Source organism: Streptomyces sp. NPDC127038, assembly GCF_042725875.1.
In the GTDB taxonomy this organism is placed as follows: domain Bacteria; phylum Actinomycetota; class Actinomycetes; order Streptomycetales; family Streptomycetaceae; genus Streptomyces.
Window position 1 is genome coordinate 1 of record NZ_JBHXDQ010000069.1, and the last position, 23,483, is coordinate 23,483.

General features: G+C 72.7%; 19 protein-coding genes. 10 read left to right on the plus strand and 9 right to left on the minus strand.

Annotated elements, in window-relative coordinates; translation table 11 throughout:
• Positions 1-134 precede the first annotated feature (134 nt).
• Positions 135-2,843: an FAD/NAD(P)-binding protein gene (locus ACFWI4_RS33680; RefSeq protein WP_387204148.1), complete on the plus strand. Its 2,709-nt coding sequence runs from the start codon at positions 135-137 to the stop codon at positions 2,841-2,843.
• A 140-nt stretch (positions 2,844-2,983) separates the two neighbouring features.
• Here the strand turns inward: ACFWI4_RS33680 and ACFWI4_RS33685 are convergent, their stop codons facing one another.
• Positions 2,984-3,766 carry an IclR family transcriptional regulator gene (locus ACFWI4_RS33685; protein ID WP_387204151.1) on the minus strand — a complete coding sequence of 261 codons (783 nt, stop codon included), beginning with the start codon at positions 3,764-3,766 and terminating at the stop codon, positions 2,984-2,986.
• 168 nt (positions 3,767-3,934) lie between these two features.
• Between ACFWI4_RS33685 and ACFWI4_RS33690 the strand changes: the two genes are divergently transcribed.
• The 4 genes from ACFWI4_RS33690 to ACFWI4_RS33705 all read left to right on the plus strand — a co-directional run bounded on the left by ACFWI4_RS33690 (position 3,935) and on the right by ACFWI4_RS33705 (position 10,582).
• A complete protein-coding gene (locus ACFWI4_RS33690) occupies positions 3,935-5,272 on the plus strand; it encodes a 6-phospho-beta-glucosidase (protein ID WP_387204154.1) in 1,338 nt (445 codons plus the stop codon).
• 195 nt (positions 5,273-5,467) lie between these two features.
• Entirely contained in the window at positions 5,468-6,409 is a 942-nt protein-coding gene (locus ACFWI4_RS33695; RefSeq protein WP_387204157.1) for an ABC transporter ATP-binding protein, read from the plus strand.
• The gene (locus ACFWI4_RS33700; RefSeq protein ID WP_387204160.1) at positions 6,406-7,791 is read left to right on the plus strand and encodes an ABC transporter permease; all 1,386 of its coding nucleotides are present in this window, start codon (positions 6,406-6,408) and stop codon (positions 7,789-7,791) included. Before ACFWI4_RS33695 ends, ACFWI4_RS33700 begins: the two co-directional genes overlap by 4 nt.
• Positions 7,792-7,795: 4 nt before the next feature.
• Positions 7,796-10,582, plus strand: a complete 2,787-nt coding sequence (locus ACFWI4_RS33705) for an alkaline phosphatase family protein (RefSeq protein ID WP_387204163.1) — start codon at positions 7,796-7,798, stop codon at positions 10,580-10,582.
• Between the two features lie 103 nt (positions 10,583-10,685).
• Here the strand turns inward: ACFWI4_RS33705 and ACFWI4_RS33710 are convergent, their stop codons facing one another.
• Together ACFWI4_RS33710 and ACFWI4_RS33715 are read right to left on the minus strand one after the other, a co-directional pair.
• Positions 10,686-12,374: a carbohydrate binding domain-containing protein gene (locus ACFWI4_RS33710; protein ID WP_387204166.1), complete on the minus strand. Its 1,689-nt coding sequence runs from the start codon at positions 12,372-12,374 to the stop codon at positions 10,686-10,688.
• Between the two features lie 138 nt (positions 12,375-12,512).
• Positions 12,513-13,709, minus strand: a complete 1,197-nt coding sequence (locus ACFWI4_RS33715; RefSeq protein ID WP_387204169.1) for an ATP-grasp domain-containing protein — start codon at positions 13,707-13,709, stop codon at positions 12,513-12,515.
• A gap of 250 nt (positions 13,710-13,959) precedes the next feature.
• Between ACFWI4_RS33715 and ACFWI4_RS33720 the strand changes: the two genes are divergently transcribed.
• Both ACFWI4_RS33720 and ACFWI4_RS33725 read left to right on the plus strand, forming a co-directional pair.
• On the plus strand, positions 13,960-14,868 hold the full coding sequence (locus ACFWI4_RS33720) for a metallophosphoesterase family protein (protein ID WP_385398312.1): 909 nt from the start codon (positions 13,960-13,962) through the stop codon (positions 14,866-14,868).
• Positions 14,816-15,535: a 4'-phosphopantetheinyl transferase gene (locus ACFWI4_RS33725; protein WP_387204172.1), complete on the plus strand. Its 720-nt coding sequence runs from the start codon at positions 14,816-14,818 to the stop codon at positions 15,533-15,535. The genes ACFWI4_RS33720 and ACFWI4_RS33725 overlap by 53 nt, the downstream gene beginning before the upstream one ends.
• Positions 15,536-15,569: 34 nt before the next feature.
• Here the strand turns inward: ACFWI4_RS33725 and ACFWI4_RS33730 are convergent, their stop codons facing one another.
• On the minus strand, positions 15,570-15,806 hold the full coding sequence (locus ACFWI4_RS33730) for a hypothetical protein (RefSeq protein WP_385398316.1): 237 nt from the start codon (positions 15,804-15,806) through the stop codon (positions 15,570-15,572).
• Positions 15,807-16,014: 208 nt separating this feature from the next.
• Between ACFWI4_RS33730 and ACFWI4_RS33735 the strand changes: the two genes are divergently transcribed.
• Complete coding sequence (locus ACFWI4_RS33735) at positions 16,015-17,058, plus strand: alpha/beta fold hydrolase (protein WP_387204176.1); 1,044 nt, start codon at positions 16,015-16,017, stop codon at positions 17,056-17,058.
• Positions 17,059-17,195: 137 nt separating this feature from the next.
• Here the strand turns inward: ACFWI4_RS33735 and ACFWI4_RS33740 are convergent, their stop codons facing one another.
• Genes ACFWI4_RS33740 through ACFWI4_RS33750 form a run of 3 tightly spaced genes read right to left on the minus strand, consistent with a single transcriptional unit; the run spans position 17,196 to position 19,660 of the window.
• Positions 17,196-18,428: an MAB_1171c family putative transporter gene (locus ACFWI4_RS33740; protein ID WP_387204179.1), complete on the minus strand. Its 1,233-nt coding sequence runs from the start codon at positions 18,426-18,428 to the stop codon at positions 17,196-17,198.
• Between the two features lie 12 nt (positions 18,429-18,440).
• Positions 18,441-18,971 (minus strand): toxin-antitoxin system, toxin component, encoded by a 531-nt coding sequence (locus tag ACFWI4_RS33745; RefSeq protein WP_385398322.1) that lies wholly within the window; start codon positions 18,969-18,971, stop codon positions 18,441-18,443.
• A gap of 32 nt (positions 18,972-19,003) precedes the next feature.
• Positions 19,004-19,660 carry a helix-turn-helix domain-containing protein gene (locus tag ACFWI4_RS33750; RefSeq protein ID WP_385398324.1) on the minus strand — a complete coding sequence of 219 codons (657 nt, stop codon included), beginning with the start codon at positions 19,658-19,660 and terminating at the stop codon, positions 19,004-19,006.
• A gap of 262 nt (positions 19,661-19,922) precedes the next feature.
• On the opposite strand from ACFWI4_RS33750, the gene ACFWI4_RS33755 reads away from it, so the two are divergent.
• On the plus strand, positions 19,923-20,582 hold the full coding sequence (locus ACFWI4_RS33755; RefSeq protein ID WP_387204183.1) for a hypothetical protein: 660 nt from the start codon (positions 19,923-19,925) through the stop codon (positions 20,580-20,582).
• A 67-nt stretch (positions 20,583-20,649) separates the two neighbouring features.
• Here the strand turns inward: ACFWI4_RS33755 and ACFWI4_RS33760 are convergent, their stop codons facing one another.
• Together ACFWI4_RS33760 and ACFWI4_RS33765 are read right to left on the minus strand one after the other, a co-directional pair.
• Complete coding sequence (locus ACFWI4_RS33760; protein ID WP_387204185.1) at positions 20,650-21,429, minus strand: cache domain-containing protein; 780 nt, start codon at positions 21,427-21,429, stop codon at positions 20,650-20,652.
• A complete protein-coding gene (locus tag ACFWI4_RS33765) occupies positions 21,386-22,204 on the minus strand; it encodes a FadR/GntR family transcriptional regulator (RefSeq protein ID WP_387204188.1) in 819 nt (272 codons plus the stop codon). Before ACFWI4_RS33765 ends, ACFWI4_RS33760 begins: the two co-directional genes overlap by 44 nt.
• Before the next feature lie 123 nt (positions 22,205-22,327).
• Here ACFWI4_RS33765 and ACFWI4_RS33770 point away from each other — a divergent pair, with 123 nt between their 5' ends.
• The gene (locus tag ACFWI4_RS33770; RefSeq protein ID WP_387204191.1) at positions 22,328-23,476 is read left to right on the plus strand and encodes an ABC transporter ATP-binding protein; all 1,149 of its coding nucleotides are present in this window, start codon (positions 22,328-22,330) and stop codon (positions 23,474-23,476) included.
• Positions 23,477-23,483 lie beyond the last annotated feature (7 nt).

The window sequence follows — 23,483 nt, forward strand, 5'->3', positions numbered from 1 at the left end:
TGTCCGCAAAGTCGCGTCTGCCCGGCGGGCGGACGACGCGTCGTTGCGGTCACGACCTAGCGGCCGCTCCGGTCACGGGAGCGAAGGAGACGTTCCGCTTGCCGGATCCGCGACCCACCACGCCGGAGGCATCCGTGAGTCCAGCCCCTCAGCCGCACACCGTGGCCATCGTCGGAGCGGGCGCCGCCGGCACGCTCACCGCCGTGCAGCTGTGCGAGACGGCCACCCGCCGCCGTACCGCCCTCGCCCTCGTCCTGGTCGACCCCGCGCCCGAGGCCGGGCGGGGCACCGCCTACGCCACGACCGACCCCCGGCACCGGCTGAACGTGCCCGCGGGCGGCATGAGCTGCTATCCCGACGACCCCGGCCACTTCACCCGCTGGCTGTGCGGGCACGGCGAACCCACTGTCAGGGGAACCGACTTCGCCACCCGCTACCGCTACGGCGCCTATCTCGCCGACACCCTCGCGCGGGCGATCGTCCACGCCCACGGCGTCGTCACCGTGCGGCGGCTGCGGACCAGGGCCGAGGCCTGCGCCCCGCGCCCGGACGGACGGCTGGAACTCCGGCTCGCCGACGGGGAGGGCCTGACGGCCGACAGCGTGGTCCTCGCCACCGGACCGGCCGCCACCACCGGTGACTGGGCCCCGCCCCGGCTGCGTACCTCCGCGCGGTTCATCCGCTCGCCCTGGACCCCGGGCGCGCTCGACGGACCACTCGCCCGACCTGCCGGTCACGCACGGGGGGACAGGTGCGACGACGTCCTGCTCGTGGGGACCGGGCTCACCGCGGTCGACCTCGCGCTCAGCCTCGACCGCCCCGGACGCACCGTGCACGCCCTCTCCCGGACCGGACTGCTGCCGCAGCCGCACGCCCTGAGCCCCGCACCGCCGATGGCCCCGCCCGAGGGGCTCGACGCGCCGGACCTGTCCACGCTGCGCCGGGCCGTCTACCTCCACATCGGCCGTGCCGTCCGCGCCCACGGCGACTGGCGCCCCGCCCTCGACAGCCTCCGCCCGCACACCGCGCGCCTGTGGCGCAGCCTCACCCCGGGGGAACGCGCGGAGTTCCTGCGGAACGAGGGCGCACTCTGGAACACCCACCGGCACCGGATGGCCCCGACGACCGCCGAATCCCTGGACCGTGCCCGGACGGCCCGGCGGCTGCGCGTGCACACCGGCGGGATCGCCGACGCCGTCCCCGCCCGGGACGGCAGCGTGCGGCTCACGCTCACCGACGGGGCCCGGATCGAGGCCGGTTGGGTCGTCGACTGCACCGGACCCGGTCCGCGCCCCGAAGACCCCCTGTGGCGCTCGCTGTTCGCGGCGTGCACCGCCGTGCCCGGACCGCTCGGCCTCGGCGTCGCGACCCGCGACGGCCGGCTCCTCGACTCCGAAGGCCGCCCGGGGGCACCGGTGTTCACCCTCGGGGCCCCGCGCCGCGGTGAACTCTGGGAGACCACCGCCATCCCCGAGATCCGCGTCCAGGCCGCCGAACTGGCCGAGCTGCTGCTCGCGCCCCTGTCTCCCCGGCCACGCCCCGCGCGCCGCCGCCCCCTCGACGCGCACGGGCTGCCGCTGTCCACCCACGCCGAGGCCGCCGCCGCCCACCGCGCCGGCCTCGAACGGGTCCTCAAGGTCAGGGCGGGCGCCGAGGACGCCTTCGCGCGTTCCGTCGCCCTCGACCCCGGCTTCGCGCTCGGGCACGCGGCCCTCGCCCTGCTCGGCCACGAATGCGGCGCCGACGTCGACGTCCCCCGGGCACTGGCCGACGCCCGGCGCTGCGCCCGGGAACGGGCCGACGCCCGCGAACGGTCCTTCGTCGACATGGTGAGCCGCCGCGTCCACGGCGAGGGACCCGACCAGGGTGCCCGCGCCCTGCTCGCCCATCTGACCGCCTACCCCGCCGACGCGCTGGCGCTCGCCGCGGCCGTGCCCACCATCGCCTTCTCCGGCATCAACGACCTCGACCCGGCCTACGCGCTGAGCCTGGTCGAGCGTGCCTCGCCCGCCTACGACGGCCACTGGTTCCCGGTCTCCCTGCTCGCCTTCCTGCGCCAGGACCAGGGCCGCCACGAGGAGGCCGCCGAACTCGCCGGACGCGCCCTGGCCGACGAGCCCGCCTCCGGACACGCCGTGCACGCCCTCGCCCACGTCCACTACGAGACCGGCGCCCACGAACGGGGCCGTGACTGGCTGGACGCCTGGGTGGCGGGCCACGGAAGGGGCGCCGTCCACCGCGCCCACTTCTCCTGGCACATCGCCCTGCACGAACTGGCCCTGGACGATCCCGCCGCCGTCCGCAGGCGCTGGTTCGCCCAGCTCGCGCCCGGACGCGTGACCGGCGTCCGCGCCCTGGTCGACTCGGGGTCGCTGCTGTGGCGGGCCCGGCTCAGCGACAGCTGGCGGGGGCCCGTGCCCGCGACGGACGTGCTCGACAGCGTCGCCCGCGAGATCGTGGAACGCCCCGCGACCGCCTTCACCGCGCTGCACGCCGCCGTGGCGCTCACCGCCGCCGGCGATCTCGCGGCACTGCGCCGGCTGCGCGATCACGCCGCGGGTGCCGACCCGGTGCAGCGCGAGGTCGTCGTCCCGCTGTGCGAGGCCTTCGCCGCCCTCGCCGAGGAGCGCTTCCACGACGCGGCCCGGGGTCTGGACGCGCTGCTCCCGGTGCTCGGCCGGGTCGGCGGCAGCGCGGCCCAGCGCGAGGTCGTCGAGGAGACACTCCTGTACGCCCTGACCGCGGCCGGCCGGTGCGAGGCGGCCCGACGGCTCCTGGACACCCGGCTCGACCGGGGCCACGCCCCTCGCGACCGGCGCCTGCTGGCGGCGCTGCGCGACTGAGGGCCGCCCCTGGCGGGCGGGGCGGACCACCGGGCACGCCGGCGTGACGCCGCCGCCCACCCGCCGTGCCTGTCCGCCGTGTCTGTCCGGTCCCCCGGCAGCGGTCCCGGGGACCGGGTGTGCCGCCCGCGCCCCGTCCGTCAGGCCGCCGGGCCCGTCCGGGGTGCCGGGCGCTGGCCCAGGGCCCTGGAGATGCCACGGGCCGTCAGCCGCACCGCCGGGATCAACGACGCCACCCGGGCCTCCGCCTCGGGCACGACGAGCGACACGGCCGCGACGACCGAACCGTCCGCGCCGCGCACCGGGGCGGCCACCGACAGCGCGTCCTCCGTGATCTGACGGCTGCTCACCACCACGCCACTGCGCCGGACTTCGGCCAGTGTCCGGCGCAGACGAGCCGGATCCGTGATCGTGTACGGGGTGTACGCGGCCAACGGCCCGGCGCAGTAACGCTCCTGGACGTCGGGCCGGGTGTGCGCGAGCAGCGCGAGCCCGACCCCCGTCGCGTGCAGCGGCCAGCGGGCGCCCACCTGGATCCGTACCCCCACCGACGAACGTCCCGCGATCCACTCGGTGTAGACGACCTCGGCCCCGTCCATGACCGCCAACTGCACGTTCTCGTGCGTCGCTTCGTACAGGTCCTCCAGGAACGGCAGGGCGATCTGGCGCAGCGCGAGGCCGCGCGGGGCGAGCGCGGCGAGCTCCCACAGCCGCAGGCCCACGTGGTAGACGCCGTTCTCGTCACGCTCCAGCGCGCCCCACCCGGTCAGCGCGGCCACCAGCCGGTGCGCCGTGGTGAGGCTGAGGCCGGCCCGGCGGCTGATGTCCGTCAGGGACAGGGCCGTGTGCTCGTGGTCGAAGGCGGCGAGCACGGCGAGCAGACGGCCCGAGGCGGAGCCGGCGGCGCGCTCTCGACCTTCCATGACCGGCTCCCCGCGGTCCGACCCCGGGCGGGGCGGTTCGGACGTCGTGACCACCCTGCCGTACGGGCCCGGCGGCGACAATCGCCGGGGACGCGATGACACCCTGTTCCTGAAGGGCATGTGCCGCGCGGCCGTGTCCCCGTACGAAACGGCGAAGGCGGTACTTGCGTGAGGCTGACCATTCTCGGCGGCGGCGGATTCCGTGTCCCGCTCGTGTACGGGGCACTCCTCGGCGACCGGGCCGAGGGCCGGGTGACCCGTGTCGTGCTGCACGACCTGGACGCGGGGCGGCTCTCGGCCGTGGCCCGGGTCCTCGCCGAGCAGGCGGCCGACGTCCACGACGCGCCGGAGGTGACGGTCACCACCGACCTCGACGAGGCCCTGCGTGGGGCGGACTTCGTCTTCTCCGCCATCCGGGTCGGCGGTCTGGAAGGGCGTGCTGCGGACGAGCGGGTCGCCCTCGCCGAGGGCGTCCTCGGCCAGGAGACGGTCGGCGCCGGCGGCATCGCGTACGGCCTGCGGACCGTGCCCGTCGCCGTGGACATCGCCCGGCGGGTGGCCCGGCTCGCGCCCGACGCCTGGGTCATCAACTTCACCAACCCGGCCGGGCTGGTCACCGAGGCCATGTCCCGCCACCTCGGCGACCGGGTGATCGGCATCTGCGACTCGCCGGTCGGCCTCGGGCGCCGTATCGCCAAGGTCCTCGGCGCGAACCCGCGCGAGGCGTGGATCGACTACGTCGGGCTCAACCACCTCGGCTGGGTGCGCGGCCTGCGGATCGCGGGCCGCGACGAACTCCCGCGCCTGCTCGCCGATCCCGCCCTGCTCGGCTCCTTCGAGGAGGGCCGGCTCTTCGGCCCGCAGTGGCTCCAGTCCCTCGGCGCCGTCCCCAACGAGTATCTGCACTACTACTACTTCAACCGCGAGACCGTGGCCGCCTACCAGCGGGCCGAGAAGACGCGCGGGGCCTTCCTGCGCGACCAACAGGTGGGTTTCTACGAGGAGATGAAGCGCCCCGACGCCTCGGCCCTCGCCGCCTGGGAGCGCACCCGGGCCGAGCGCGAGGCCACGTACATGGCGGAGAACCGGGACGCCGCCGGTGCGGGCGAACGCGAGGAGGACGACCTCTCGGGCGGCTACGAGAAGGTGGCGCTCGCCCTGATGCGGGCCATCGCCCGCGACGAACGCACCACCCTGATCCTCAACGTCCGCAACCGCGGCACCCTCGGCGCCCTCGACGCCGAGGCCGTCATCGAGGTGCCCGCTCTGGTGGACGCCAACGGGGCGCACCCCGTGGCCGTCGACCCGCTGCCGGACCATGCCACCGGACTGGTGTGCGCGGTCAAGGCGGTGGAACGGGAGGTGCTCTCCGCCGCCGCGTCGGGCTCCCGTACGACCGCGGTGAAGGCCTTCGCCCTGCACCCGCTCGTCGACTCGGTCGGCGTGGCGCGCGCGCTCGTCGAGGGCTACACGGCCGTCCACCCGGGTCTCGCCTATCTGAGGTAGGGCCCACCACGCCGTACCCGGGCGGCGGACGCTGCCCGGGTCCCTCCCGATGACACCCGCTTTGCGCACCGGACTTGCCTACGCTTTGACGATCCGTTTCCTGCGTGTTCAGCCGGGGGTCTGTGCCCGCGTTGTGTACGGTCCCTAGGGTCCCTGTGTGCTTCGAGTGCGTCGAGTGCTTGGAGGAAGGGACACATGGACAGAGCTCTGGCCGTCCGGGCTCGCGGGATCACCAAGTGCTTCGGGGACGTCGTCGCGCTCGACGGCGTCGACCTGGAGGTGGCACGGGGTCAGATCCACGGCCTGGTCGGACCGAACGGCGCCGGCAAGACGACCCTGCTCGGTCTGCTGCTCGGCCTGGCCGTCGCCGACGAAGGCCGCCTGGAGATCCTCGGCACCCCGATCGGACGGGCGCTCGCCGCCCCCGGCGGGGTCGCCGGCTTCGTCGACGGGCCCGGCCTCTACCCCTCGCTCACCGCCCGGCAGAACCTCGCCGCCCTCGCCGCGCTCCGCGGCAGGAGCGCCCGGTCCGCCGGGGTCGACGAGGCGCTGGCCGAGGTCGGGCTCACCGACGTCGCCGACGATCCGGCCCGCGGCTACTCCCTGGGCATGCGCCAGCGGCTCGGCCTCGCCGCGGCCCTGCTCACCGAACCCCGGCTGCTCGTGCTCGACGAGCCGTCCAACGGCCTGGACCCGGCGGGCAAACGCCATGTGCACGGCGTTCTGGACCGGCTCGCCGCGAACGGGACCGCGGTCGTCCTCTCCAGCCACCGGATGGACGACCTCCAGGCCCTGTGCTCCGAGGTCACCATCCTCGCCACCGGACGGGTCGTCTTCTCCGGGCCGCTGGGCAAGCTGGCCGCCGAGAACCGTGAACTCGACTACCGGCTGCTCACCTCGGACCCGGACGCGGCCCGCCCGCTGGCCCTCGCCACGGCCGGGGTCCGGCTGGTTGAGGAGGCCGTGCCACGGGGCGCCACCGACGTGCTCGTCGTACGGGCGCTCGTGCCCGCCGTGGACGAACTGGTGGCGCGGCTCGTCGGCGCCGGCATCGCGCTGCGCGAGCTCGCGCCCGTCGTGTCACCCCTCGAAGCCGCGTTCCTCGCCCTCACCGAGCCGAAGGAGAACGGCGGATGACCGCGACCGTCGCCGAAGACGCCGGAGTCGAGCCCCACGGACCGGACGAGGACGCCACCGCGGCGCTCCGTGTCCCGGTCGCCCGCGTCTACCGCTTCGAACTCGTCAAACTCGTCTCCCAGTGGCGGATCCGCCTGCTGGTCCTCGCCTGCTGGATCGTGCCCGCGCTCTTCGTCGCCGCGGTCAGCCGGCAGAGCACCCTTCCCGTGGACACGCTCTTCGGCCGCTGGATGCACGCCACGGGGTGGGCCGGGGCGCTGGTGACGCTCGGGTTCGCGGGCACCTGGGCGCTCCCGCTGCTGACCTCGGTCGTCGCCGGTGACGTCTTCGCCTCCGAGGACCGGCTCGGCACCTGGCGCCATCTGCTGGTGGCGGTACGGTCACCGCGCCGGATCTTCGCGGCCAAGGCCCTGGCCGGCCTCACGGTCCTGCTGCTGCTCGTGGCCGGACTGCTGGCCTCCAGCTCGGCCGGCGGGGCCGTCGCGGTCGGCGACCGGCCGCTCGTCGGGCTCGACGGTCATCTGCTGAGCCCGGCCGACGCCGCGGGCAGGGTCCTGCTCGCCTGGCTCTGCGTCCTCGCCCCGACCCTGGCCCTGGCCGGCGTGGGACTGCTCGGCTCCGTCACGCTCGGACGGTCCCCGATGGGGCTGCTGCTGCCCGCGCTGGTCGCGCTCGCGATGCAGCTCGCCCAGATGATGCCGCTGCCCGTCGCGGTGCGCCTGGCCCTGCCCAGCTACGCGTTCATCGCCTGGAACGGCCTGTTCACCGGCCCCGCCCAGCTCGGCCCGCTCCTGATCGGCATCGCGGTCAGCCTGCTGTGGGCGCTGACCGCGACGGTGTCGGCCTATCTCCTGTTCATGCGGCGGGACTTCACCGACACGGCCCACGACGGACCGGGCCGCCGCGCCGTCACCGCCGGAGCCCTGCCGCTCGTCGCGCTGGCCGCCGTGACGGCCCTGGCCGTCGGCGCCGCCACGGGGGCCACGGGCTCCGGGATCGAACAGGACAAGGTGCAGCGCTCGGCCGCGACCGCGTTCGCGCACCTCTACCGGCTCCAGACCCGTCAGCTCAACCGCCCCGCCGTCACGGAGGCGCGGCTGAGGGTCACGGCGGACTGCGACAAGGGCAGCGTCCGCGTCGCGGCCGAGGGACCGGGCAACGACTGGCGCTGTGTCCTCTCCTGGCACCTTCCCGGCGTCGACGCCGTGGGCACGGCCGTCTACCAGCTCGACATCACCCCGGACGGCCGATACATGGCCGACGGCGACGGACCGAAGGAGGTGAACGGCTACTTCCTGGTCCGCACTCCGACCGGGGACGCACCGAACCCGCTCTGGCAGTTCGACGGCAATGTCGACCTGCTCGCCAGCTCGAAGGGATGACTCCATGCAGGTAACGCGTCGCCGACGGACCGGGAAGAAGGGACGACCGGGCGCCCTGGGCAGACCCACCGGCGCGGCGGGCCCGTTCGGCGGACTCGCCGGAAGACGGATACCGCTGGTCACGGTGGGCACCACCGTGCTCGCCCTCGTCGCGGCCGGGGCCGCCTTCGCCCAGACGCACCAGTTCGGCACCGACCAGGTCGGCCAGGTCACCGACCAGGGGCAGGTCCTGTCCAGCGACCAGTACATCGCCCCGTACGGCGACCGGCTCGTCGTCCAGAACGGCAAGATCATGTCGTCCTCGGTCAGCCCGGACGGCACCCATCTCGCGGCCTCGCTCACCGACGGCGGGAGCGCCCTGTCGATCGTCGACCTGAAGAGCTGGAAGGTGCAGCAGCTCGTCAGCAGCTCCGCGACCTCCGTCCCGCGCATCAGCGGCAACAGCGTGGGACAGGAAGGGCCGACCTACTCGCCCGACGGCAAACAGCTCTGGCTGGGCCAGACCGACGGGTACACCCGGTTCACCGTGACCGCGGACGGCAGCGTCACCGCCCCCGTGTCCGTCCCGATCGCCGCGGACGGGGACAAGCACGCGCTGGTGGGCGCGGCCGTGTTCTCGGCCGACGGCTCCACCGTGTACTCCGCGGTCAACGGACAGAACCGGGTCGTCGCCATCGACGCGGCCACCGGGACCGTCCGGCAGAGCTGGAACGTGGGCAACGCCCCGCGCGACCTGGCCCAGGTGGGCGACCGGCTCTACGTCAGCGACGAGGGCGGGCGCACGGCGCGGGCCGGCGACACCACGATCAACTCGTACGGGACCCAGGTGCCGGCCGATCCGGTCACCGCGGCCACCACCACCGGAACCGTCAGCGTCATCGACCTGGCGGACCCGGCCGCAGCCGTCGCGAGCATCCCCGTCGGGCTGCACCCGACCGCCCTGTACGCCAAGGGCAGGGCGCTGTTCGTCACCAACACCGCCACCAACGACGTGTCGGTCATCGACACGGCCAGGAACAAGGTCGTCCAGACCATCGCGACCCAGCCCTGGCCCGAGGCCTCGGTGGGCTACGAGCCCGACGCGGTGACGCTCACCGACGACGGCCATCTGCTGGTGACGCTGGGCCGGGCCAACGCCGTGGCCGTGTACCGGTACCGGTCACCGCAGGATCCGGTCCGCTACGTCGGCCTGCTCCCCACGGACTACTTCCCCGCGGAGATCGCCGCCGTCGGCAAGGACGTCGTGGTCTCCAACACCCGTGGCGTCGACGCCCGCCGGACCACCACCGCGGCGGGGCACGCCACCCACGACACGACGTCGAGCGTGCAGCGCTTCACCCTGCCCGACGACAGTGTCGTACGGGCGCAGACGGCCAAGGTCTTCCGGCAGAACGGCTGGACGGCCGGGTCGGTCGCCCGGTCCAAGGGCAGGAGCCACGCCAAGCCCGTCCCCGTCCCGCTGCGGCTCGGCGACCCCTCGACGATCAAGCACGTCTTCCTGCTCGTCAAGGAGAACCGCACCTACGACCAGATCCTCGGGGACGTCCCCGAGGGCAACGGCGATCCGTCGCTGGCGCAGTTCGGCGAGAACGTGACCCCCAACCAGCACGCCATGGCGAAGCAGTTCGGGCTCTACGACAACACCTACGACATCGGCACCAACTCCGCCGAGGGCCACAACTGGCTGATGCAGGCGGACGATCCGGAGTACACCGAGTCCTCGGCCGGTGAGTACGCGCGCAGTTACGACACCGAGGACGACGCCCTCGGCCACCAGCGGACCGGGTTCCTGTGGACCGGGGCGCAGGCGGCGGGCAACTCGGCCCGGGACTTCGGCGAGTTCCAGCAGTTCCTGACCAAGCCGGCGGACGCCAGCTGGCAGAACCTGTACTGCGACGCGAAGAACATGGCCGCGACGGGCCAGGACACGGCGTACGCGCTGGACTCGTCCTCGCCGATCCCCTCGCTCAACGACGTGTCCGTGCACGGCTTCGCGAAGTTCGACACCAGCGTCCCGGACGTCTACCGGGAGGAGATCTGGAAGCGTGACTTCGAGAAGAACGGGCCGGCGAACCTGAACATGTTCTGGCTCTCCAGCGACCACACCGGCGGTCCGGCGAACGCGGCCGCGCAGGTGGCCGACAACGACCTCGCGACCGGCAGGATCGTCGACGAGATCTCGCACAGCAAGTACTGGAAGGACTCGGCGATCTTCGTCGTCGAGGACGACTCCCAGGCCGGTCTCGACCACGTCGACGGCCACCGCGCCCCGATCCAGATCATCAGCCCCTGGGCCCGGCACGGAGTCGTCGACAGCCACTACTACTCGCAGATAACGCTGATCCGGACCATCGAGCAGATCCTCGGCGTCCACCCCATGAACCAGAAGGACAGCGCGGCCACCCCGATGCGCGCCGCCTTCACCGGGCACGCGGACCTCACGCCGTTCACGGCGCTGCCCAACAGGACCTCGCTGACCGACGGCCTCAAGACCCCGCCCTCCTGCGGTACGGACACCCCGGCGCCGCAGGACCCGGCCGCCGCGCCGGTACCGTCGGCGAAGGTGCCGGCGGCCGAACGGGCCCTCGCCGCGCAGTGGGACACCTGGAAGTCGCACCAGCGGCTGACCGGCCCCAACGCCATCCCGGACTACGCCAACCCCGCGCAGATGAACCACTTCACGTGGTACCAGACGCACGGCTGGACCAAGCCCTACCCCGGCGAGCACAAGCTCTTCGCGCCGGGGGACGTGCCGGGCGCCTACCTCCCGTCGTCGGAGTCCGACGGCTGACGTTCACGACCGGTCACCGGTGACCGGTTTACGCGCACGCGGCGATGGGCCGCCCGGAGCAAGTCCCGGGCGGCCCACCGCTCTTGGTCCGATCGCGTCGGCCTCAGCCCGTGAAGCCGGCCGTGATCGACGTGAACTGCCAGGTGTTCTGGCTGATGCCGGAGCAGTTGCTCACCACGCCGCCCCCGGGGCAGGACCGGTCGCGGTTGACCGCCCAGTAGGCGAGCCGGGCGATGTGGTGGTTGTTCGCCCAGTCACGGATCGAGGTCCAGATGGCCGGGGTCGTGTTCTCCTGCTGGTCGGACAGGCCGTTCATGCCGGAGATGCCGATGTGCGAGTACGCCGTGGCGTCGTCCCAGCCGAAGGTCGACTTCAGCTTGGTCTTCAGCCCCTCGGCCGCGTTGACCGTGTTGCCGTACATGTCGGAGCCGCCGCCGAAGTCGAACGGCATGATGGTGAAGACGTCGATGTTCGCGTTCAGGGACTGCGCCTGCTCGATGAGCCGGTTGCCGTAGTAGGTCGGGCCGGTCGTCGAGGTGCCGAAGGTGACGATGGTCTTCAGCCCCGGGTTGTTGGCCTTGACCGTCTTCAGCGCGGTCAGGATCTTCGCCTGGACGGCCTCGTTCTCGAACTCGTCGGTGTTCTCGATGTCCATGTCGATGGCCTTGAGGTTGTAGGCCGAGATCACCTTCTGGAGCGCACCGGCGAGCGCGCTCGCCGAGGAGCAGTTGGCGCCGAGCTTGCTGCCCTGCCAGCCGCCGAACGACGGGACGACGTCACCGCCCGCGGAACGGATCTGGTTGATCGCCGTCTGGTCGACGCCGCCGGTCAGCGCCCGGCTGCCGTCCCAGGCCGGGGTGCAGCCGCCCGAGTCCAGCACGAACGCCATCGTGAACCACTTGACGCCGGTCGCGCTCATCACCGTGGTCGGGTTCGGGGGGTCGCCCCAGCCCTCGTACAGATAGGGAGCGGCCTGCTTGAAGCCGGTGCCGCCGCCTCCGCCGCCCGCGTCGGTCGTGACGCTCACGGAGTTGGAGGCCGCGGAGGTGTTGCCCGCCGCGTCCCGCGCCTTGACGGTGAAGGTGTACGCGGTGCTCGCGGACAGCCCGCTGACCGTGGCGCTGGTGCCCGACACGCTGAGCACGTTGGTGGAGCCGCTGTAGATGTCGTACGCGGTGACACCGACGTTGTCGCTCGACGCGCCCCAGGACAGGGACACGCTGGAGGAGCTCTTGCCGGTGGAGGTCAGGCCCGTGGGCGCGGTCGGCGCCTGGGTGTCGGTCCCGCCGCCACCGCCGCCGGGACCGTCGAGGCTGATGTCGTCGGCGTAGTAGGTGCCCTGCGCGTACCAGCCGTGGACGTAGATCTTGGCGCTGGTCTGCGAGGCGCCGGTGGTGAAGGAGACGGTGAGCTGGCTGTACGCCGACGGGGACGTCGTCCAGTTCGAGGCACCGCCGTCCACACCGAGGTAGACATAGCTGCCGCGCACCCAGCCGGAGAGGCTGTACGTCGTGTTCGGCTGGACCGAGACGGTCTGGGTGCACTGGGCGTTGTCGCTCGAACTCGCCGCCCCCGCGAGGGCTTTGGAGCCCCCGTGCACGGGAGTCGAGACGATCGAACCCAGGTTCCCCGAGCAGGTCCAGGGGGAGAGGCTGCCGGTCTCGAAGCCCGGGTTGGTCAGGATGTTGGCCGCCTCGGCCGTGCCCGGCAGGGCGACCGCGCCGGCGAGGGCCAGCGCGGCCGTGCCCAGCAGGGCGAGGAAACGATGTCTGGAACGTCTGAGCATGGTCATGCGCACGCGATCTCCCTGGAGATATGGGGGTGTTCGGGAGTGCAGAGAGGTGCGCAACCAAGTTGGTATGGACCAATCCCGCTGTCAAGACACTGCGCGGGAATTGGTCCAGACCGGTAAAGGGGGTGGCTCCGTGTGCTACGCCGGTGCGATCGCCGCGCCCGCGGCCGTGGCGGCCTGGGCCGGCAGGGCGGGGGCCGTCGCCTCGACCGGAGCGGGCAGGGCGGACGGGGACTCCGTGGCCCGCGCCGGTACGGCGGGCAGGACCGGCAGAGCGGACACGTCCGGCTCGGACCGCTGCGCCGGCAGCGACACCGGACGCAACGGACGCGGTCCCGCGACCACCGTGTAGTCCGGTCCGAGGAACGGCGGGACCAGCTCGCCCGTCTCCTCGCCCAGCGCCAACTGCACAGCCGCCCAAGGAGCGTTGACCCCGCACTGGGCGATCTGGTGCAGCCCGCCGGCCGGACGGGTGTTCACGTCCATCAGCACCGGCTCGTCACCGTGCATACGGAACTGGATGTTGGACAGATAGTGCAGCCCGAACGCCTCCGCGAGCAGCCGGGCGGGCTCGATCCAGGCGTCGTCGAGGGTGAAGCCGCGACGGCGGCCGTTCTTGGTGCGGCCGATGGCCATGCGGACCCGGCCGTCGGGACCGGTCAGGCAGTCCACCGACACCTCCGGCTGCCCCAGGTGCGGCATCACCAGCCAGTCGACGGGCTCCGCGGCCGTGCGCAGCGCCTCGACCACCAGATCCAGCGGCACGTACGCGCTCGGGAAGCCGGTGAGGTGCATGAGCGAGAAGGGGGAACGGGTGATCCCCCGGAAGCCAACTCCGCCCGCACCGGCCGCCGGCTTGAAGCACGCGCGGTGGCCCGCGGCCTCCAACTCCTCGACCGCAGCCATCAGTTCCTCGACCGTGCGCACCCGGTACCACGGAGGAACCGGTATGCCCACGGCCTCCACGGCCTGGTAGGCGACGACCTTGTCGTGGAAGACCGCGACCGCCTCCGCGGGCGGCGCCAGCAGCGCCGTACCGACCGCCGCGAACTCGGCGCGCTGCGCCACGATCGCGTCCTGGTGCAGGACCGGCACGAACACGTCGACGGAACGGCGCGCGCACATGTCGAGGGCGTACTCGACGTAGGCACGCGGCGACAGGCCCTCGGGCTCCGGTTCCGCCGTGTCGGCGGCGGCGAGCACGGGGGAGTCGGGGTCACCGTGGGTGGCGTGGATCTCGACCGCGCGATGCTGCGGATTATTTCGCAGCTGGTCCATGAAGAACACGTTCTCCGCGTACGTGCGGTTGAGCCAGACGCGTACGCGAGAGCCCATGCATGCCACCGTTTCGGGGTTCGCGGGCACGGCGGAGCGGGCCGGGCCCGGCCAGGGGTAGGGGAGGTACACCGAGCCGTCGCACGCCAAAGCAGATTCGAGCGGAGGTGTTGGGGCGATCATAGGGGTCGCGGAACCCCGATGCTGCTACGGGGATGTTACGGATTCCCCGGCCGCCGCCCGGGCCTCCTTGTCCGGTGGCCGGAGCGTGTGCTGTTGTGTCGGTATTGGCTCTCTACGGGGGTGGCGCGTGCGGCCGACAGACGGCGGTGCCGGAAATCTGCTGGCCATCAGCGACCTGCACATCGGCTACGCCGAGAACCGCGCCCTGGTCGAGGACATGCACCCCTGGACGGACGAGGACTGGCTGCTGGTGGCCGGTGACATCGGTGAGATCGTCGAGGACGTCCGGTGGACCCTGGAGACGCTCGCCGCCCGTTTCCGCAAGGTCGTCTGGGTGCCGGGCAACCATGAACTGTGGACGCACCCCAAGGACCCGGTGCAACTGCGCGGAGTGGCCCGCTACGAGCATCTGGTGGCCCTGTGCCGGGAGTTGGGCGTCATCACGCCCGAGGACCCCTACCCCGTCTGGAACGGCCCCGGAGGCCCCGCCGTCGTCGCCCCGCTCTTCCTGCTCTACGACTACTCCTTCCTCCCCGAGGGCTGCGCCACCAAGGAGCAGGGGCTCGCGTACGCCGAGGGGACCGGCATCGTGTGCACGGACGAGTACCTGCTCCACCCCGACCCCCATCCGAGCCGCGAGGCCTGGTGCCGGGAGCGGGTCGCCGAGACCGAGCGCCGGCTCGCCGCGGTTCCGGACGGCCTCCCGGTCATCCCGGTGAACCACTACCCCCTGGACCGTCACCCGATGGACGTCCTGTGGCACCCCGAGTTCGCCATGTGGTGCGGCACGGCCGCGACCGCCGACTGGCATCGCAGGTTCCGGGTCGAGACCATGGTCTACGGACATCTGCACATCCCGCGGACGACCTGGCACGAAGGTGTCCGGTTCGAGGAGGTGTCGGTCGGCTATCCGCGAGAATGGCGTACGCGACCGGGACCGCCCGGCGCGCTGCGCCGCATTCTGCCGATGGAGGTCAAAGCCGGTGATGGAGGAGCTGCTTCCGGAGTCGGTGGTGGCCGTGGAGAGCCACGGTGACGACCCCGCCGGAGAAGCGAGCCTGTACCCCGAGGAACTGGCGGTCCTGAGCCGCGCCGTGGGCAAACGGCGCCGCGAGTTCGCCGCCGTACGGGTCTGCGCCCGGCGTGCCATGGAGAAGCTGGGCGTGCCCCCGGGGCCCGTGCTGCCGGGCGAGCGCGGAGCCCCGCGGTGGCCGGACGGTGTCATCGGCAGCATGACGCACTGCGACGGCTACGGCGCCGCCGCGCTCGCCCGGGCCGCTGATCTCGCCTCCCTCGGCATCGACGCCGAACCCCATCTCGCGCTGCCCGACGACGTCCTGGACGCCGTCGCCCTGCCCGCCGAGTCGGAGCGCCTGGACCGGCTGCGCGCCCGGGAGCCGGCCGTCCACTGGGACCGGCTGCTGTTCAGCGCCAAGGAGTCCGTCTACAAGGCGTGGTTCCCGCTCACCGGCCGCTGGCTCGACTTCTCCGGGGCGGACATCGAGCTCTCCGCCGACCCGGGCCGCACCGCCGACGGCCTCTCGGGATCCCTGAGCGCCCGGCTCCTCGTCCCGGGACCGGTGGTGGACGGCGTCCCCCTCCAGACCTTCACCGGTCGCTGGACGGCCCGGCACGCGTTCGTGGCGACGGCGATCACGGTCCCGCACCCGGCACCCGGAACGGCTTCCGGCCCCGGGGCCTGAAGGCCCGGCCGCCCCGCGCCGGGACCGATGTCCCTCAGGGCCGGTCCTGCGCCGGGTACCAGGCGTGCAGCAGCTCGAAGAACGCGTCCTCGTTGCCGGTGAGGCCCGCCGCCTCCAGCGCCCGTTCGGTCTCGGCGAGCACGGCGGGCGGGACCACGGGTGGCCGGCCGCCGTCCGGCGGGCCGTCGAAAGCCGCTCGTACCGTCTGGAGGAGGCGGAGGTAGGCCTGCACGGCGGCGCGTTCGTGGTCGGTCAGTACGGCGGTCGGCATCGGACGGCTCTCCCTGGTCGGCTTGTCGTGACACTGGTCCTGACCCCAGCTTGCCGTCCGCCACTGACAATCCGGTTTCCCACCGTGGAGGTTCGCTCGCTTAGCGGAGGCGAAACGTCCCGGAAACCCCAGGTGGAACAAGGCCCCTACGCTGGACGGACGAGCAGGAGCCGCCTTCGCGGCGGCCTGGGAACGGGAGGTTCCGCCCGTGGTCGACGTACAGCCCCGGCAGCCGCGGCGCACCGCGCGACTGCGTCCGGTCGGTGACGGAGAACTGCGCCTGCACCACCGTCTCGTGCACGGATACCGGCGCGCCTACCGGATGGCGGGACAGGGCCCGGCGCTCGTCCTGATCCACGGCATAGGCGACTCCTCGGCGACGTGGGCGGAGCTGATCCCCGACCTAGCCCGCACCCACACCGTGATCGCGCCCGATCTGCTGGGCCACGGCGAGTCCGACAAGCCGCGCGCCGACTACTCGGTGGCCGCGTACGCCAACGGGGTGCGCGATCTCCTGGGCACGCTCGACATCGAGTCAGCCACCCTGGTCGGGCACTCGCTGGGCGGGGGAGTGGCGATGCAGTTCGCCTACCAGTTCCCCGAGCGCACCGAACGGCTGATCCTGGTCAGCGCGGGCGGTGTCGGCGGCGAGGTCAATCCCTTCCTGCGTGCCGTGTCGCTGCCGGGAGCCCATCTGATGCTCTCCGCTCTGCGCCTGCCCGGCATGCGCGTCAACGTCGGGCTCTTCCTGCGGCTGATGCGGCTGCTCGACACCGATCTGGCCCAGGACGCGCCGGAGTTGCTGCACCTCGTGGACGCGCTGCCCGACGCGACCTCCCGCAGCGCGTTCGTACGGACGCTGCGGGCCGTGGTCGACTGGCGCGGTCAGGCGGTGACGATGCTCGACCGCTGCTACCTCACCGAGGGCATGCCCACCATGCTGCTCTGGGGGGACCGGGACAGCGTGGTGCCGGTGCGGCACGCCCACGGGGCGCACGCGGCCATGCCGGGCAGCCGTCTGGAGATCTTCGAGGGCGCGGGACACTTCCCCTTCCACAGCGATCCGGCGCGATTCCTGTCCCTGGTCGAGGAGTTCACGGCCACCACCAGCGCGGCCGACTGGAGCCGCGAGCGCTGGCGGGAGCTGCTGCGCGCCGGGCGTCCGGGTACGGCGGCGGGGCAGCCGGACACCGTCCGGAGCCGTTCGGCGGAGCGTGACCTGCGCGAGGCGAGCGAACGCAGCGCGACCTGACGACCAGGATCGTGGCGCGGCCCGAGTGTCCGGCTCACCGTGCGGGGGGCGAGGTGCGAACCCGGCCCGTGACGGGGTCTGAGGACCGGGTGGCGCGCGGCGGGCCCGGGAGCCCGGCCGGGGAGGAACGCGCGGGGTCAGCCGGTCCGTTCACGGGTGCCGTGCTCCGGTCCGGCCGTCGCTCCGGTCCGGCCCCGGACGGCAGCGACGACCGGCGAGTGACGCAGCGCGTCGGACATGCGTACGAGATCGCGGCGGCCGTCGGTGTGCGCGAACGTGGCCCCGGCCGCGGGCGACGCGTCGGGGGTCTCCGCCGAGCTGATGACACGGCCCTCGGGGTCGGCGGCCCTGGCCCGTACCGCGACCGTCACCATCGCCGCGTCCGCCTCGGCGTGCGCCTCCGTGGCGGAGGAACCGGCGGCGACCGCGGCGCCGTAGGCCCGGGAGCGCACCTCGGAGTCGAAGTAGGGGTAGAGGCTGAGCATCCCGTCATGGATGTCGGACTCCCGCTGGGTGACCTGGAGTTCGGCCGGCGACCACCAGGACATCCGCACCGCGCGCTCCTCCGGCACGGAGACCGGCTTCAGTTCGCGCCAGAGCGGCCCGAGCCGTCGATAGGCCGACCAGGTGTTCCAGCTGTCCTCGACGCGCCGCCAGGCCAGCGGCAGACAGAAGCCGACCGCGGTGATCTGGGCGCCGGCCGAGGCCAGCAGCGGTGCCACGTTGGTGCTCAGTCCGTCCAGGTCGGCGCCGTTCCAGCGGGCGACGACCGCGGTGAACTTGGCCGCGGAGTAAGGGATGTTGCACAGCGACCCGAAGGCGATGATCACCAGACCCGCGCGCAGCCGGCCCTGCACCTGGATCGCCCAGCGCCAGCACATGAAGTTCATCGCGACACCGGCCACGGTGAGCGAGGCGAGATACAGGACGATCATCTCGCGGATGAAGGGCGTGTTGGCGTAGTACGTGTCGAGGTCGCGCAGTCGTTCCTCGGAGGCGTCCCCGAGCGCGAACAGGACGATCAGCGCCACGCCGACCACGGTGTAGCCGAGGATCCAGCGGCGCGACAGACGCCGGGTCACCTCGGGCGGCCCGCCACGCCAGTTGATGATCAGCACCAGACAGGAGGCGCTGTAGGCGCTCAGCAGGCAGTAGACGATGGGGGCCGAGACGTTGGGGACGCCGGTGACGCGGTTGACGGCGGCGATGGTGGGCGGGGCCGCGAAGAGGAACACCAGGCCCGCGAGGGCGAGGAGCACGCCCACCGACCGCAGCAGCGGGTCGCGCCAGCCGCGCAGCAGTGAGGGCCCTTTGAACGCGATCGCCGCGCCCATGGCGACGGCCGGGGTGTAGTAGCTGGATCCGTCCATGGCCCAGGACCTTCAGCCCCGCGGCCCGCGACAGCCGAGTGAGGCCTCGATGCGGCCGGCCAGACCGTGCCGCTGCACCGGACCGCGCAGCGAGGAACCGGCCAGCCAGGTACGGCATTTGCTCGCGAGCAGGAGTCCGAAGCTCTCGGCCTCCTGCTCGTCGGCGCGGTCGAACCGGGTGCGCGCCGCCACCTTGAGGACGGTGGCCTGGAGGTCGGCACCGTCGCTGAGTAAGCGCGCCGCGACGGCGGTGCCGTCGACGTGCTGGGTGCAGTGCCCGGCCTTCATGTGCCACAGCTCGTGCCCGAGGATGACCAACTGGTGGTCGGGCGCGGTGCGTTCCTCGATGACGACCAGATCCTGCTCGGCCATGTCGAGCCACAGTCCGCTGGCGGTGCCGGGCGGGAAGGCGGCCGTACGGAACTGGACGGGACGGCCCCGGCGCCTGCTCATCGCGCCGCACAGCGCGGTGTAGAGGTCGGTGGGTGCCGCCGGCGCGGGGAGCGAGAGCTCCGAGACCAGCTCGCCGCACAGGCGGCGCATTTCCCTTCCGATGCCCACTGCTCTCCCCCGGCTCACGACTCGGGCCGTTTGACGCTCTCCAGGAGCATGTCCAGCCATTCCGCGACCTTGTCCCGGTGCTGGTCGGTGGGCAACTGCGCGGCCCGCCAGGCGATCCCGCGGACGCCGTGGTCGAGGAGCAGCCGTTCGAGCGGGTCGCGGGCGACGGAGGCGGCGGCGCGTTCACGGTCGGCGAGCCGTTGCAGGAGTTCCTGTTCCGAGCGCTGGAGGGCGCCCACGAGTGCCTCGGAGTCCTCGGCCGTGAGGAATCCGGCGTGCACCCGGAAGAAGCGCTGGATGGCGTCGCAGTGCTCCATGGTGGGGCGCCGGTCGCCGTTGATCAGCGCGCCCGCCTGCTGCCGGGACATGCCGGCGCCGTCCGCTATCTCCTGCTGCGTGTAGCGCCGGCCGTTGGGCTTGAGCCGGGTGCGCCGCAGCAGGTCGAGACGTTGCAGGAAGCGTGCCTGGAGGTCGGGTTCACCGGCGGGGCGGCCGCCCAGCAGGGCCTTCGCCACGGCTTCGGGGACACCGGACTCGGCCGACAGCCGCCGGACGTCGAAGACCTCGGCGTGCGGAACGCCGAGCCGGTCGGCGAGTGCGGTGACCCTGGCCACGACGGCCTGAAGCAGTACCGGCGCCGTGGCGCACGGAACCTCGAAGCCATCCGTCACCGACAGATCTCCTACTCAGGTGGCTCTCACGAAGTTCGGGAACCATGCGGACACGAGGGTCAGGAACCATCCCGGCGCCAAGTCCGGGGACCAACCGGAGCGTAGCCCGTCGCTCGAACTCACATCCAGGTCTCGCCACAACTGTGGCGAGATTCAGCCGTCAACGGCCGCCAAATGCCACGATAGTTGACACGCCCGTCCCCGGGACAGCAGGATCGGGACGCCGCGTGAAGGCCGCAGAGGCAAGAGGGGTGACCTCCCGATGGCGTACCAGGCAGGAAGGCAGCGGTCCCAGCCGCGACCTGTCCCCGAGAGTCTCGAAGCGCAGGCGTACCTCCAGGACTACGCCACGCTGCTCGAGGCCGTTCCCTTCCCCTCCGTCGTCTTCGACCACCGCTGGGACGTCGTTCTGTCCAACGCCGCGTTCCAGACACTTTTCGACGGCGTGGGGCCCCATCCGACCGCCATGCCGGGCGACAACTTCCTGCGCTTCGTCCTGTTCCACCCGGACGCGGGAGCGGTCCTCGGTGAGCACGAGTCGAGCTGGTGCCTGCCGATGCTCGCGCACTTCGCGGCGGCGGTGGAGCGCAACGGCCAGGACCGCGGACTGCAGGCGATCCGCCGGGACATCGCCCAGGACCCGATCATGGACGCCGCCTACCGGCACGGCCTGCCCCACTGGATCGAGGCGGTCGGACCGCGCGGGGTCGAGCACGACGGAGCCGTGCGTCCGCTGGTCCACCCCGATCCGCGCTGGGGCAGAACCGACTGCCGGATCGTCGACGACACCCCCAGGACCCTTCAGGACATGGGCTATGCGCGGATGACCCTGGTGCTCCGCGAGACGGCCCGGCCGGTCACGGGCGGACCGCGCAGGGCCCGCACGACGCGCAACGGCGCGGCGCAGCTTCGGGCCGTGTGACGCGCGTCGACTCCGCGGGCGGGGGGCCCGGGTCCGGGTTCACGCGCCCGTGCGGAGCCGGGTCCGCTCAGCCGGCCGGCATCACCAGGACGAGGGGCACGCCGTCGCAGGGGACGAGCCGCATGTTCTCGTGCCGCGCGCTGCCGCCCCCCGCCAGCACGGCTCCGAAGTCGGGCCCCTTGGTGAGGGATCCGGCCAGATGCGCCGGGTCGGCCGAGGCGGCCACCCGGCCCCGCGCGTTCACCAGGTAGGCCGCTCCGGGCAGCCGCTGGAGGAGCGGGACGACGGCGCCCTCGAAGTGCCGCAGGTACACGTCGGCCGCGGCGACCCCCACGAACCGGCCGTCCACATGGACCGGCGCGGACAGGGTCAGGCTGTACTCGTCGGAACAGAGGTAGTCGACGTAGGGCCCGGCGACCGCGCGCTGCCCCGTGTCGCGGGGGAGGGCGAACCAGTCCCAGTGCGTGTAGTCCGAGTACGCGGAGTGCGCCGGATCGAGGTCGAGCAGCAGCGGCCGTACGCTCCCGTCGGAGCCCTGCTGCCACCACTCCAGCCACGCCGGTACGTCACCGAGCAGGCCGGGCGCGGCCACGAACCCGGCGCCCGACACCAGCTCCTGGCTGGTGAGCCGCAGATGGAGGCCCGGGCGCAGCGCGGCGAGGTCCACGCTCGCGGGGCGGCGGCCGGCGGCGGCCACCCGGGTGAGCAGCGCGGTGGTGTCGGCGCGGGTGTCGGCGACCGCGTCGAAGACGGCCTCCAGCGTGGAGCGGACCTGCGCGGCCACGGCCGCCTCGGCGGAGACGTCAAGCGTCGCCGTCGCGCCGACCGCGCCGGGGCTCCTGCGCATGGGTGCCCTCCAGTGGACGCTGACCTGACACGGCACGCGGCATCGACAGACGCAGGGTGATGAGCCGCGCCGTCGAGTCCAGTACGCACCGCTCGGCCAGTGCCCTGGCCGAATCGTGGGCCCCATCTTGCACGGCGGAGATTACGGCGCGGTGACGGTCCGCGACTTCTTCACGATATTCGTCGTCGCCCAGCACCAGGCACATCAGCGCGCCGACCTCCGTCTGGAGCACGACCTGCTCGCGCGTCAGCCGGGCCGACTGAGCGGCGGCGGCGAGTTCGACGTGGAAGCGGCCGTAGACGCGGCTGCGGGCGGCGGCCTCCTCGGCCGAGGCCAGGTCGTCCAGGGTGCGCCGCAGTGCCTTGAGGTCGTCCGGTTCGGTCCGCTGCGCCGCGAGCCTGGCCGCCGCCCCGGACAGGGCGGCCCAGTGGTCGCCCAGATCGCGCAGCTCCTCGGTGCTCCAGCCGGACAGCCGGGCCAACAGACGTTCCTGGCCTGGGACTTCGGGCAACGAGACGAAGCTGCCGCCGCCGCGGCCCCGCCGCGTGGTGACCAGCCCCTGCTGTCTCAGGGCCATCAGCGCCTCGCGCAGGGTGACCGTGGACACGCCGAGCTGCCCGGCCAGCTCCATCTCGCCGGGCAGCTGCTCGCCGTCGGCGAGCAGCCCCAGCTCGATCGCGTCGCCGATCCGGTGCGCGACCGTCTCGACGCGCGCGCGGTTGTCCACGGGAGTGAAGACGGCTCTGCGCACGCCGTCGACTCTGTGCTGCTTCACGGCCACCACCTTGTGCGTTGACTCAACCTTTACTCTAAAGGGGTCTTGAGGTTTGAACTATGACTTCATATCTTTCCGGTCAGTGTTGCAAACGCACCACCGCACCAGAAAGGTTCCCCACCGATGGAGGCAAAGGCGATCAGGCTCCAGGGCCTGCGCAAGGCGTTCGGTGACACGAACGCCGTGGCCGGAGTCGATCTGGAGATAGCCGACGGCGAGTTCTTCTCGATGCTCGGGCCGTCCGGCTCCGGCAAGACGACCGTGCTGCGCATGATCGCCGGATTCGAGAGCCCCACCGAAGGCCGGATCGAACTCGCGGGCCAGGAGGTCACCGGCCTCGCCCCGTTCGAACGGGACGTGCACACCGTCTTCCAGGACTACGCCCTCTTCCCGCACATGACCCTGGAGGAGAACGTCGCCTACGGGCTCAAGGTCCGCAAGGTGCCCAAGGCCGAGCGGCTGGTACGGGCCCGCAAGGCGCTCGCCGACGTACGCCTCGAAGGGTTCGGCCGCCGCCGTCCGAGCCAGCTCTCCGGAGGTCAGCGCCAGCGCGTCGCCCTCGCCAGGGCCCTGGTCGGCCGCCCCCGCGTCCTGCTGCTCGACGAACCCCTCGGCGCCCTCGACCTCAAGCTGCGCGAGCAGATGCAGGTCGAGCTCAAGGCGATCCAGCGCGAGGTCGGCATCACCTTCGTGTTCGTCACCCACGACCAGGAGGAGGCCCTGACGATGAGCGACCGCATCGCCGTCTTCAACCAGGGCCGCATCGAACAGGTGGGCACCCCGGCCGAGATCTACGAACGTCCGGCCACCGCCTTCGTCGCGGGCTTCGTCGGCACGTCCAACCTGCTCGAAGGCCCCTCGGCACAGGTGATCGTCGGCGCCCCCGGCACGTACAGCATCCGGCCCGAGAAGATCCGGGTCATCGCCGAGCCCACGGAAGCCGTGGAGCCCACGGAGCCCGCGAAGGACGCCCGGGCCACGGAGGACACCGATGCCGCCGATGCGGGCGGCACGGCCGGGACCGCCGGCGCAGACGGCGGGGCCGCCGGGACCCCCGCGCCGGAGCACTCCACCGCCACCGGCACCGTCGCCGAGGTCGTCTACCTCGGCGACTCCACCCGCTTCCTGGTCGATCTCGACGCGGGCGGCCGCCTCACCGCGCTCCAGCAGAACCTCGACACCTCCTCCGAGGACGTCGCCGCCCTGCGCGGCACCCGGGTCCGGCTCCGGTGGCAGCGCCGCCACACCTTCCAGGTCCCCGACCCCCGCTGACCTTCCC